Source organism: Clostridium ganghwense (assembly GCF_026735165.1).
GTDB lineage: Bacteria > Bacillota > Clostridia > Clostridiales > Clostridiaceae > Clostridium_H > Clostridium_H ganghwense.
Genome location: NZ_JAPQES010000007.1, coordinates 75225 through 88398, shown reverse-complemented (window position 1 = coordinate 88398; position 13174 = coordinate 75225). Strand labels below are relative to the sequence as shown.

The window sequence follows — 13174 nt, the reverse complement described above, 5'->3', positions numbered from 1 at the left end:
AAAATATTCCCTCCATCACACATAACAATTACTACAAAAGCTTAAATTTTATTTCTTAATATAATTTCTCCTTAATTGACCACAGGCTGCATTAATATCTGAACCCATTTCTCTTCTTATTGTAGTTTCTATACCACATTTTGTCAAAACTTCTTTAAATCTATTTATATCATCTATTCTAGATTTTTTAAATTGATTTTCTTTTATTTCATTTATAGGTATTAAATTTACATGACAGCTAAAGTCCTTTAAAATTGAACATAATTCTTCTGCATTTTCTTTTTTATCATTTATTCCTTTTACTAGAGCATATTCAAAAGATATCCTTCTATTAGTTTTATTAAAATAATATCTACAAGATTTTATTAATTCCTCAACAGAATATTTATTGGCAATAGGCATCATGTTTCTTCTTATTTCATCATTTGGTGCATGAAGAGAAATTGCTAATGTTATTTGAAGTTTCTTATCTGCAAGTTCTTCTATTTTAGGAACTATACCACAAGTTGATAATGTTATGTGTCTTTGACCTATATTTAAAGTTTCTTCAGAATTAACTAGTTCTAGAAATGTTAGTACGTTTTCAAAATTGTCCAAAGGTTCGCCACTCCCCATTAAAACAACATTAGAAATTCTCTCTCCAATTTCATCCTGAGCTTTTAAAATTTGCGCTATTATTTCTCCAGAAGTTAAATTTCTTATCATTCCGTCTACAGTAGATGCACAAAATTTACATCCCATTCTACACCCTACTTGAGTTGATATACAAATAGAATTTCCATATTTATATCTCATTACCACAGACTCAATTATATTGTTATCCTTATACTTAAAAAGAAATTTTTTTGTATTATCTATTTCAGAGGTAAAAACTTCCACCACTTCTGGTATACCTATATAGAAAAATTCTTTTAATTTATGTATTGTTTTCTTTGATATATTAGTCATTTGTTCAAAATCAAATATTTCTTTTTTATATATCCAATCAAAAACCTGTTTCCCTCTAAATTTGCTTTCTCCGTTATCTTCCATCCATTTTTTTAAATCGCTTAAGTTTAAATCCAAAATATTCTTCATATAAACACCTACCACTGCCTTCTTAGTTTTGTAATAAAAAAGCCATCCATATATTTATTTGGTAAAATTGTTGTACATCCCTCTTGGCTGTATATAAAATTATCTAACTTTCCATAATATAAAGGTTCTATAGTATATTGAGGGTTATTTTTCAAAAACCATTTTATATTATCTTCATTTTCTTTTTTATTTAATGTGCATGTAGAGTAAAGTAAACTTCCTTTAGGTTTTACATACTTAGCAGCATTATTCATAATTTTTCTTTGAACATCTATTATTTCTTTTAATGCTTTTAAATCTTTCGTATATTTTATTTCAGGTTTTTTTCTTATTATCCCAAGCCCAGAACAAGGTACATCAATAAGTACACAATCTGCAGACGCCTTTAGTTTTTCATCAAATATACTAGCATCCATTTTTTCACATACTAAATTATTAATTCCTAATCTTTTTGCATTAGCTTTAACTAAAGATAACTTATTGCTGTGAATATCGAAAGCCTTTACTATTCCAGTATTGCCCATTATTTCTGATATATGTGTAGTTTTTCCTCCAGGAGCACTACATAAATCTAATACTTGAAAATCATCTTCAAGTTCCATAGAAGGTGCTACAAGCATAGCACTCTCATCCTGTACAGTTATTAACCCTTCTATAAATAAGGGATTAAATTCAACGCTTTTCCCTTTATTTATTACAATCGCTTCTGGACAAACATATCCTTCTTCTATATCATAACCTGCTTCATTCAATCTGTTATACGCTTCATCATAACTGCATTTAAGATTATTAACCCTTACTGTTACAGCTGGTTTTTCATTTAAACCTTTTAAAATTTTTTCAGCGGTATCTATTCCATATTGATTTATAAACAGATTGACAAGCCATTTATCAAAGGAATAGTTGAAGCATAAAGCCTCAACTATATTATCCTGATTGTAATAAATTTTATTTAGATTTCTCAAATAATTTCTTAGCACTCCATTGACTAATTTAGAAGCACCAATTGACTTTTTTTTCTTAGCCAGTTCAACTGCTTCATTTACCGCAGCAAAGTTTGGAACTTTATCCAAAAACTTAATTTGATATACAGCTGTTCTTAATATATTTAATACGTATGAATCTAATTTTTTTATTCCATTTTTCAAAAAACTATTAAGTATTACATCAATAGTATATTTATATTTTATTGTTCCATACACAATTTCAGTAATTAGTCCTTTGTCTTTATCATTTAATTTATGTTTATTTAATTCATTTCTTAAAACAATATTCGAATAGGAATTCTTAGTTAGTACCTGCTCCACTATATCAGCACATATTTTCCTGCTATTCTCCATTATAGTACTCCAATCTTTTCTTTATTTTATTCTTCTCTGCTCAAAATCAAAAGTCTTAAAAGCTGTGATACAGCCATTAATGCCGCTGCGACATAAGTCATAGCTGCAGCACTAAGTACTGATTTTGCTCCTTTAATTTCATCACCATATAATATTGCTCTCCCTGATAATATCTTTAGAGCTCTATTTGATGCATCAAACTCTACTGGTAAAGTAACTAATTGAAACAAAACAACAGCACCAAACAAAAGAACACCTATATTTAATAAGTAGGTTGAACGAAAAATAAAACCTAATAAAAATATTATCCATGACGCATTGGAACTAAAATTAACTACTGGCACTATAGCACTTCTTATTTGAAGTGGTGCATAATGTCTTTGATGCTGAATTGCATGACCAGTTTCATGTGCTGCAACTCCAATTGCTGCAATAGAAGTGCTTCCATATACATCTGGTGATAATCTCATCACTCTGTTTCTTGGATCATAATGATCTGTAAGTCTTCCTGAAATTTGTTCTACTGGTACATCATAAAGGCCTTCAGAATCCAAAAGCATTCTAGCAACTTGTGCTCCAGTATATCCATTAATACTTCTTACTCTAGAAAACTTATCAAAAGTAGATTTTACCTTCATTTGTGCCCAAGCTGATATTATAAGTGCAGGTATTAGAATAATAAATGTACTATCATAAAAAAACATTTATACTCCTCCTTACATTAAACTCACTTTAATTACACTAATTTAAAACAGTGCCTTTTTCTATATTATTCCCTCTAATATATTGTTCTACTTTTAGAACTTTTTTACCCGGGAATTGTATTTCTTTTATTAATAAACTTCCACTACTACAAGCAACCTTTATTCCTTCTTCTGAAACATTTATTATGGTTCCTGGAATACTATTACTCTCTTCTGCTAATATCTCAGCCTTATGAATTTTCATGGCTTTATCATCATAATGTGTATACGCTACTGGCCAAGGATTTAATCCTCTTATAAGATTGTTTATATCTACTGCATTCATATTCCAATCTATGTTACCAATTTTCTTATCAAGCATAGATGCATAGCAAGTCTCAGAGTCATTTTGTTTTATTCTTTCAATATCGCCTGCAATCATTTTATTTATTGTTTCTACAAGGAGTCCTGCTCCATCATTCATTAAAATGTCATGTAAATCTCCAGCTGTCATATTTTCTGTAATCTCAACTTCTTGTTTTAATAGCATATCTCCTGTATCTAATCCTACATCCATTAACATTGTAGTATTTCCACTTTTCTGTTCCCCTTTTATGATTGCCCAATTTATCGGTGCTGCTCCTCTATACTTAGGAAGTAGGGATGCATGTAAATTAATGCATGCATATTTAGGTATATCTATAACTTCTTTTGGAAGTATTTGTCCATACGCAACAACAATAATAAAGTCTGGTTCCATATTTCTTAATTCTTTTATAACCTCAGGTTCTTTTTTTAATCTAGTAGGTTGATAAACAGGAATATTATATTTTAGAGCAAGCTCCTTTACAGGTGACATAGCTACTTTTTTCCCTCTACCTTTTGGTTTGTCTGGCTGAGTGAAAACAGCTTTTACTCCAAACTCATCAATTAGTGTTTGGAGTGACGGAACAGAAAACTCTGGTGTACCCATAAATACAATATTCATTTTATTCCTCCTCACTTTCTTTAATAATCTTATCTATAAATAGAATTCCATTTAAATGATCTATTTCATGACAAAATGCTCTAGCAAGAAGTCCTTCTCCTTCCATTTCAAACTCCTCACCTTTTTCATTCCATGCTTTCACAGTAACGATTGAAGGTCTATCAACTTTTCCTTGAGACCTTGGAATACTTAAACATCCCTCTAAATCAATTTGGCTACCTTCTGCTTTTACTATTTCTGGATTTATTAATGTAATGGGACCATTGCCCACATCTATTACTACTACTCTTTTGAGTATACCTATTTGTGGTGCTGCTAATCCTACTCCATCGGCATGATACATTGTCTCTTTCATATCTTCTATTAAAGTTAAAATTCTATCATTGACTTCTGTAATTTCTCTACAATTCTTTCTTAGTATTTCATCGCCTTCAACTCTTATATTTCTTAATGCCATTTCAAAACCTCCAATATTTTTAAAATTAACCTTATTCGTCAAGTTATTTATTCTAATTTAATTTTACAATAAACTATTTGGATTTATATCAATACTTGCTCTTACTTCATTGTAAATACCTTTTAAATTATTATGTATAATATTTTTGATATTCAAAGCTAATGTATTTTCAAACTCTCCCTTTATAAGTATTTGCCACCTATAATTTTCTTTTACCTTGGACAAGATACAAGGACATGGTCCTAACATTTCTATTTTATCATTATTTTTCAACCTATTCTTTAATAATATGCCAATATTTTGTATACTTTTTATTAACAAATTTTCATTTTTACTGCTAAAATTAATAGATAAAATTTTAGAAAAAGGAGGATAATTCATGTTATATCTTATTCCTATTTCTTCCTTATAAAAATTATCAAAATCATTTAAAGAAGCATATCTTATGCTATAGTTATCAGAATTATATGTTTGAACAATAACCTTTCCTTCTTTTTTACCTCTACCTGCTCTTCCACCAACCTGTGTTATTAATTGAAAGGTTCTCTCACCAGAACGGAAATCGGGTAAATTCAATGATATATCTGCTGCTATAACACCTACCAATGTAACATTTTTAAAATCTAATCCTTTTGTAACCATCTGAGTTCCAATTAAAATATCAGCTTCTCCATTCTTAAAAGAATTATAAATAAATTCATGTGAATTTTTTTTTCTAGTAGTATCAAAATCCATCCTTAATACTCTAGCCGCTGGAAATATTTTATTAATTTCCTGTTCGATTTTTTCAGTTCCAACTCCAAAATGCTTAACATATCTACTTTTACATTGTGGACATATTTTACTAACAGGATATTTTTTACCACAATAATGGCAACTCAAATAATTACCATTACTATGATAAGTTAAAGATATATCACAGCTGTCACATTTAAATACATATCCACATTTTCTACAAGAAACAAAAGTAGAAAAACCTCTTCTATTTAAAAATAAAATAATTTGCTCATTATTTTCAAGTGCATTACTTATTCCATTATATAATTCTTCACTGAAAATAGACTTGTTATTTTTTAAAAGTTCTTCTCTCATGTCAACAATATTAATTTCAGGCATTACAGCTCCATCTGCTCTTTTGCTTAAAGTCAATAATTCTATTTCATCTTTCATACATCTATAATATGTTTCTATAGATGGTGTTGCAGAACCTAAAATCATTTTACAATTTTCAATCTCACATTTAAGTTCTCCTATTTCCCGTGCATTATATTTAGGATTACTATCCGATTTATAGCTTCCTTCATGTTCCTCATCTATTATAATCATTCCTAAATTATCAAAAGGTAAGAATATGGCTGATCTAGCTCCTATAGCAACTTTCACCTCTTTATTTTTAACTCTAAGCCATTCATCATATCTTTCCCCATCAGATAATCTACTATGGAATAAAGCAATATTCTTACCGAATCTCCCTTTAAATCTTTCTATCATCTGGGGTGTAAGAGATATCTCAGGTACTAACATTACGCATTCTTTGTTACTTTTCATCATATGATTTACCAAATTCATATAAATCTCTGTTTTACCACTGCCAGTTACACCATGAATTAAAAACATCGTTTTATCTGATTCTAATATACTGTCTACTGCTTTTTGTTGCTCTTTATTTAAATTTTTTTCTTCATACTTTGAATATTCCCTTAAATTATATCTATTAATTACAGTTTTATCACTTTTTAAAAAATTATGTTTCATCATAGTATTAATAGAAGATAGAGATACTCCAAATTTTTTACTTATTTCTGTTTTAGAATAAATCCCACTATTTTTTGCTACAATATCGTATATTAAACTATATGGTTCTTTTAAGAATTTACCTTCTAATTTCTTACCTAGAATTATAGTATCTTTAACCTTATTCTTAACTCCTTTTATTATCCCTGTAGGTAAAAAAACTTTTATACATTCTAAATACGTACATAAATATTTTTCCTTCATTCTTTTTATAAGTTCAACATCATTTCCCCTTATAACTGTAAATTCATCACAAATATTAATTATGGATTTTAAGCCTCTTATATTTTTACACTCTTCATATAACTCTATGACAAAACCATCAATACTTCTATTCCCTTTTCCAAAAGGAACTTTAACTCTATGACCTATTTTCAATTTAGATAATAATTTCTCTGGAATTTTATATGTAAAAATTCTATCTACTTGAACTGAATCGTTATTAACTATTATTCCTGCATATTGATACACTTATTTCACCCTTTATATAATTATAAGTTAACTTCTATAATTACAAGAAAAAAGCGCATTAGCGCTTTTTATTAATCAAATTAAATAATTCACATGCTACCTTTTTCTTACTCATTTTTTCTAAAGGTATATTACTGCCATCTCTGCATAAAATATTAACTCTATTTTCACTAGATGCAAATCCAGTTTCTTTAGAAGTTATATCATTTGCAACAATATAATCTAAGTTCTTTTTTTCTAACTTAGCTTTGGCATTTTGTATTAAATCATTACTTTCGGCTGCAAAGCCAACTAAAATTTGTTTTTTCTTCATTGAACCTAATTTTTTTAATATATCAGTATCTTTATCTAATTGAAGATAAAATTCATCTTCACTCTTCTTTATCTTCTTTTCAGAATAATTTTTAGGCTTATAATCAGCTACTGCTGCAGCCTTAATTACAATGTCTGCCCATTGGAAATTTTCTTCAACAGAATTTAACATTTGCTCATTTGTAGAAACATTTATAACTTTCATTCCAAAAGGTTTTTCGATACTAGAAGGACCTGAAATTAATGTTACATCAGCACCTCTATCTCTTGCCTCTTCAGCAATGGCATAACCCATTTTTCCACTTGATCTATTAGTTATGTATCTCACAGGATCTAAAGGAGCAATCGTTGGTCCAGCTGTAACTAAAACCTTTTTACCTTCTAAGTCTTTAATATCATGTAACATACTTATAGTTATATCACTAATTAACTTAGTATCTGCAAGTTTTCCAGCACCAACATCTCCACAAGCAAGTCTTCCACTTTCAGGCTCAATAAATTTATATCCATATTGTTTTAACTTCTTAATATTATCTTGAACTATTGGATTTAAAAACATATTAGTATTGGCTGCTGGCGCAAAAACAACTGGTGCTTTAGTTGCCATTATTGTTGTTGAAAGCATGTCATCTGCAATTCCACAAGCTACTTTACCTAATATATTAACTGTAGCAGGAACAATAAGCATTAAATCAGCTTTTTTAGCTAAAGATATATGCTGTATTTCCCAAGCTTTAGGTTCAGCAAACATATCAACCACAACCATATTTTGACTTAATGATTGAAATGAAATAGGATTAACAAACTTTGCAGCATGTTCAGTCATAATTACATGCACATCAATATCTGCTTTTTTCAATCTACTAATTACATCTAAAGCTTTATAAACTGCTATACCTCCTGTTACTCCTACAACTACTGTTTTCTTATTAGCCATTTTACTTTATTCCTTCCACTAACGATTCATAAGAAACTTTTCCTTCATTAATTTCATTTATTGCAACTGTAAGTGGTTTAAGCTCATCATACATTTCTACTAATGAAGCATCTCCATCAATTAATTGTCTTGCTCTTTTAGATGTTACAGTAACTAAAGAATATCTATTATCCACTTTAGTTAATAAATCAACAATCGATGGATTAATCATACAATTGTTCATGAATCAATCCCTCCTTCGATAAAATATTTTTTTGAATTCTTTCTACACTACATTTTTCAGCAGTTATTATACTTTGAATTTTTTCAACTGCTATATCCACTTCATCATTAACAACTGCATAATTATACTTTGAAACATAATTTATTTCTTTATATGCAGATTTAAATCTTGTCATTAATGATTCTTGTGTTTCACTACCTCTTTTAATTATTCTATTTTTCAATTCTTCCATAGATGGCGGAAGTATAAAAATAAATATTCCTTCTGGGTAAGCTTCTTTAACCTTTAATGCTCCTTGAATATCTATTTCTAATATTACATCTTTCCCTTCATCAAGCCTTTCTATAACCTTTGATTTAGGCGTACCATAATAATTACCATAAACCTCAGCATATTCAAGAAAGTCATTTTCATCTATTTTTTGCTTAAATTGTTCTCTAGTTGAAAAATAATAATTTTTCCCTTCAACTTCCCCTTCTCTTGGAGCTCTAGTTGTTGATGAAACTGATAACCAAAAATTATTTTTATTTAATAGTTCCTTGCATATTGTACCTTTACCTGCACCTGATGGTCCCGATATTACAACTAATAGACCTTTATTCGACTTATTTATATTCATTAATCATCAGCCTCTTCAATATTAACTTCACCTTTTGCTGTTAGCCTATGAGCTACTGTTTCAGGTTGAACAGCTGATAATATTACATGGTCACTATCTGTAATAATTACTGCTCTTGTTCTTCTACCATATGTAGCATCAATAAGCATCCCTCTATCTCTAGCTTCTTGTATTATCCTTTTGATTGGTGCAGATTCTGGACTTACAATTGCTACTAATCTATTTGCAGAAACTATATTTCCAAATCCAATATTTATTAACTTTATGCCCATATTGGCCCTCCCACTTTTATTCAATATTTTGTGTTTGTTCTCTGATTTTTTCTATATAATTTTTGATATTTATAACTAAATTTACAGTCTCTAGATCACTAGCTTTTGAACAGATAGTATTAGCTTCTCTGTTCATCTCTTGGATAATAAAATCAAGTTTTCTTCCAATTGGTTCTTCTTTTTTTAATGTTTCTTTTAATTGTTCAATATGGCTGTTAAGTCTTACAATCTCTTCATCTATTGCAGCCTTATCTGCAAATATTGCAACTTCTGCTGCAATTCTATTTTCATCAATACTAGAATTTTGCAAAAGTTCCTGCAATCTATTTTCAAGTCTTTGCTTATAGTCTTCCACTACAAGTGGCGCTCTTTTTTCCACTTCATTTACTAATTCATTAATAAATCTACATTTACATATAATGTCTTCACATAATTTTGTTCCTTCTTTTTCTCTCATGTTAACAAGCGCTTCTACTGCATTATTTAAAGGCTGTGATAAACTTTGCCATACTGCTTCTAAATCTTCTTCCTTTTTCTCTAAAGTTATAACCTCAGGAAATCTAGCAATAAGAGATACTGATATATTGTCAGCAACATCATATCTATCTCTAATCTTTTGCAAACAATTTACATAATTATCACTTAACTTTTCATTAAAATTAATTTCAGCATCTTCTTTCCCATATAAATTTTGAGAAATAAACACATCAACTTTTCCTCTACTAACTTTGTTTTTAATTGATTGTCGGACTTTATTCTCTAACGATACCAAACTTCTAGGCATTCTAACATTCAAATCAAAATACCTATGATTAACTGTTTTAATTTCAATAGTAAAACTGCGACCGGTACCTTCCTCTGAGATTGCCCTGCCAAAGCCTGTCATACTTTTTACCATTATTATCATCCTTTCGCAGTACATTGTCAATTTAAATTAATTATACATAAATGCTACTTAAAATTTCAAGTTTATTTTGTTTGCAATGCATATTAACTATAATACCATATTTTTTATAATATTCAAATACACTAATTATATACCTTTAAATTATTAAGTGATGAATAAATCTTTTCTTTATCAATTGTCAAAGATATTCTAAAATGTCCATGTCCTAAATTGCCAAAAGCATATCCAGGAGTTACAACTATTCCATATTTCAATAGCAGTTCTTCACAAAACTCATTTGTTGTATAATCTTTAGGCACTTTACACCATATATAAAAAGTACCTTCACCTTTATAGAATTTAATATTCTTTTGATTTAAAATATTTTCAGCAACTCTTCTTCTCTCATCATATATTTTCCTTATATCTTTTATATAGTTCCTTGGAAGACTAAGTGCTTCTATGGCAGCATACTGAATAGGTTTAAACTGACTTGAATCGAGATTGCTCTTTACTTTTGATAAGGCTTTTAAAACTTCCCTATTTCCTACAACATATCCAATTCTAAATCCCGTCATATTATACGTCTTAGATAAAGTTCCAAATTCAACATTTAACCTCTTTGTATCATATTGCAAAAGACTTATAGGTTTATTATTTCCATTAATTATTTCACTATAAGCAGCATCGTTACATAAAATTATATTATTTTTTCCACAGAATTTTATTAACTCAGAATAAAATTTTGCATTTGCAATAGCTCCTGTAGGATTATTAGGATAATTAACAATCATAAGCTTGCTGCTTTTCAAAATATCATCTGGAATATTACTAATATCTAATAAATAATTATTTTTATCTTTTAAAGGTACACTGTATGGTTTGCTGCCCCATAAATATGAACACTTTTCATAAACAGGATATCCAGGGTTAGGAGTTATTACGTAATCTCCTAAATCACAGACAGCAGGTATTATGTTACTTAACCCTTCCTTTGACCCTATAAGTATTAAAACTTCATCTGTCTTTAGATAAACCGAATAAACTTCTCTATAATAATTAATTATTTTTAATTTAAGTTCTTTTATACCTTCATAAGGTGGATATTTATTAAATTCTTTATATTCTAATGCCTTAATAAGTGCATTAATAATTTTAGAATTTGTTTTTAAATCTGGGTCACCAATACCTAAATCTGTAATATTTTCCCCATTAGATTTTAACTTTTCTTTGAGTTCATCAATCTTTTTAAAATGATACTCACTGATATTTTCCAACCTATTATTTATTTTCATTTAAAATTCCTCCATTCTGCAATTTTAATTTATTTTATTCAAAATTCAATATGCTTGTTACTTAAAACTGCATAATGGATAATTAATATGAATTTCATAACTAAAATTAAAAAGAGTCTAGATACTATCTAGACTCTTTTTTTAAACTTTTTTAAACTAAACCTAATTATTTTATTCCTGTAGCAATTAACTTAACTATAAACAATATTGCAAGTATATATATTATTGGAGACATTTTCTTCTTTTGGCTTTCCTCTTTTGTAAAAATGTTATTTACAAGATTTAAAACCGCATAAGATAATATTCCAATTGTTAAACCATCACCTATACTATAAGTTAACGGCATTAATGCTATTGTTAAAAATGCTGGTACTCCCTCTGTAAAATCTGTAAAATCAATCTTCACCACATTTTCCATCATGAAAAATCCTACTACTATAAGGGCTGGTGCTGTAGCACACCCAGGAATAGCAATAAATAATGGTGATAAAAACATTGCAACTAAAAATAATGCCCCTGTAACAACTGAAGCTAATCCAGTTCTTCCTCCCTCAGCAACTCCAGCAGAACTTTCTACATATGTTGTAACAGTAGATGTTCCCATAAGTGCTCCAAAGGTTGTACCAATCGAATCTACTAATAGTGCTTTTCCAGCATTCTTTACTTTTCCATGCTCATCTATCATACCAACTTTTGAAGCTACTCCTACCAAGGTTCCTACTGTATCAAAAAAATCTACAAATAAGAAGGTAAGAACTATCGTTATAAATGACCACATTTTTTGTGAATCTTTTAAGAATGAAAAATCTAACTTGAATGCTATAGGTTTAATAGACTCAAATTTAAAAATTCCTTCTGGTAAATATATACTATACACTTCAGCAGCTAATTTAGGATCCATAATTGCATATATCCATGCAGCAGCAGTACTTACTATTATCCCCCAAAGAAGTGCACCTTTTATATTTTTCTTAGATAAGACAACTATTACAATAATACCAAGCAAAGCTACTATAACTGTTGGTGCAGTAAAATTTCCTAACTTAACTAAAGTAGCCTCATCCTTTATAACTATTCCTGCATTTACAAACCCAATAAAAGCTATAAACAATCCAATACCTGCGGTTACTGATAGTTTCAAGGTAGTTGGTATTGCATTAACAACAGCTTCTCTTACATTTGTTATAGATAAAATAATAAATATAATTCCTTCAGCAAATACAGCTGTTAATGCTACTCTATAATCAACTCCCATACCTTTACATACACTAAAAGCGAAGAAAGCATTAAGTCCCATTCCAGATGCTAATGCAAAAGGTAGATTTGCATATACTCCCATTAATATTGTTGTAATACCTGCTGTTAGACATGTAGCAGTTAAAACTGCTCCCTTAGGCATTCCTGCAATTCCTAAAAAATTAGGATTTACTGCAATAATATATGCCATAGCTAAAAATGTTGTTATTCCTGCAATAATTTCTTTTCTTACATCTGTTCCATTTTCTTTTAATTTAAAAAAGTTTTCCATGCTATACCCTCCAAATGCAATATAAAGTAGTTCATATAATTTATGTATGTTAAATATAAATAACCACTTAGAATATGAGTATTCTAAGTGGTTATTTATTTACACCATAATTATGTAAATATATATTAACACTGGGAATACTCATAGTCTTCAATTTACGGTATCTGGTAGAAACTCCTAGACCTTATTACTAGGATTATATGAGCAGTGATATCTATATTCAACTTTCAACAAAATCATTTTATCAAATTTAGTCTTAATTGTCAACCCGTGACGAATCTTTTTAATTTTA

At 29.0% G+C, this 13174-nt stretch carries 13 protein-coding genes and 1 riboswitch; all 13 genes read right to left on the bottom strand.

Annotation, left to right across the window (positions count from 1 at the left end; translation table 11 throughout):
* Positions 1 to 48: 48 nt before the first annotated feature.
* The 13 genes from rlmN to OXH55_RS17155 all read right to left on the bottom strand — a co-directional run bounded on the left by rlmN (position 49) and on the right by OXH55_RS17155 (position 12882).
* Positions 49 to 1077 (bottom strand): dual-specificity RNA methyltransferase RlmN, encoded by a 1029-nt coding sequence (gene rlmN, locus OXH55_RS17215; RefSeq protein ID WP_268051339.1) that lies wholly within the window; start codon positions 1075 to 1077, stop codon positions 49 to 51.
* Between the two features lie 8 nt (positions 1078 to 1085).
* Positions 1086 to 2417: a 16S rRNA (cytosine(967)-C(5))-methyltransferase RsmB gene (gene rsmB, locus OXH55_RS17210; protein WP_268051338.1), complete on the bottom strand. Its 1332-nt coding sequence runs from the start codon at positions 2415 to 2417 to the stop codon at positions 1086 to 1088.
* A 26-nt stretch (positions 2418 to 2443) separates the two neighbouring features.
* Positions 2444 to 3121, bottom strand: a complete 678-nt coding sequence (locus OXH55_RS17205) for a zinc metallopeptidase (RefSeq protein ID WP_268051337.1) — start codon at positions 3119 to 3121, stop codon at positions 2444 to 2446.
* A gap of 37 nt (positions 3122 to 3158) precedes the next feature.
* Positions 3159 to 4088, bottom strand: a complete 930-nt coding sequence (fmt, locus tag OXH55_RS17200; RefSeq protein ID WP_268051336.1) for a methionyl-tRNA formyltransferase — start codon at positions 4086 to 4088, stop codon at positions 3159 to 3161.
* A gap of 1 nt (position 4089) precedes the next feature.
* Positions 4090 to 4545 (bottom strand): peptide deformylase, encoded by a 456-nt coding sequence (gene def / locus OXH55_RS17195; RefSeq protein WP_268051334.1) that lies wholly within the window; start codon positions 4543 to 4545, stop codon positions 4090 to 4092.
* Positions 4546 to 4608: 63 nt separating this feature from the next.
* A complete protein-coding gene (priA, locus tag OXH55_RS17190) occupies positions 4609 to 6810 on the bottom strand; it encodes a primosomal protein N' (RefSeq protein WP_268051332.1) in 2202 nt (733 codons plus the stop codon).
* A gap of 58 nt (positions 6811 to 6868) precedes the next feature.
* On the bottom strand, positions 6869 to 8059 hold the full coding sequence (coaBC, locus tag OXH55_RS17185; RefSeq protein WP_268051330.1) for a bifunctional phosphopantothenoylcysteine decarboxylase/phosphopantothenate--cysteine ligase CoaBC: 1191 nt from the start codon (positions 8057 to 8059) through the stop codon (positions 6869 to 6871).
* A 1-nt stretch (position 8060) separates the two neighbouring features.
* Complete coding sequence (gene rpoZ, locus OXH55_RS17180; RefSeq protein WP_268051328.1) at positions 8061 to 8282, bottom strand: DNA-directed RNA polymerase subunit omega; 222 nt, start codon at positions 8280 to 8282, stop codon at positions 8061 to 8063.
* A complete protein-coding gene (gene gmk / locus OXH55_RS17175; RefSeq protein WP_268051326.1) occupies positions 8263 to 8901 on the bottom strand; it encodes a guanylate kinase in 639 nt (212 codons plus the stop codon). The genes rpoZ and gmk overlap by 20 nt, the downstream gene beginning before the upstream one ends.
* Positions 8901 to 9173 (bottom strand): extracellular matrix/biofilm regulator RemA, encoded by a 273-nt coding sequence (gene remA, locus OXH55_RS17170; RefSeq protein ID WP_268051324.1) that lies wholly within the window; start codon positions 9171 to 9173, stop codon positions 8901 to 8903. Before remA ends, gmk begins: the two co-directional genes overlap by 1 nt.
* 16 nt (positions 9174 to 9189) lie before the next feature.
* Complete coding sequence (locus OXH55_RS17165) at positions 9190 to 10071, bottom strand: YicC/YloC family endoribonuclease (RefSeq protein ID WP_268051323.1); 882 nt, start codon at positions 10069 to 10071, stop codon at positions 9190 to 9192.
* 131 nt (positions 10072 to 10202) lie between these two features.
* Positions 10203 to 11354: an aminotransferase class I/II-fold pyridoxal phosphate-dependent enzyme gene (locus OXH55_RS17160; protein WP_268051321.1), complete on the bottom strand. Its 1152-nt coding sequence runs from the start codon at positions 11352 to 11354 to the stop codon at positions 10203 to 10205.
* A gap of 166 nt (positions 11355 to 11520) precedes the next feature.
* Complete coding sequence (locus OXH55_RS17155) at positions 11521 to 12882, bottom strand: NCS2 family permease (protein ID WP_268051320.1); 1362 nt, start codon at positions 12880 to 12882, stop codon at positions 11521 to 11523.
* Between the two features lie 124 nt (positions 12883 to 13006).
* Positions 13007 to 13106, bottom strand: a riboswitch (purine riboswitch).
* Positions 13107 to 13174: the final 68 nt, after the last annotated feature.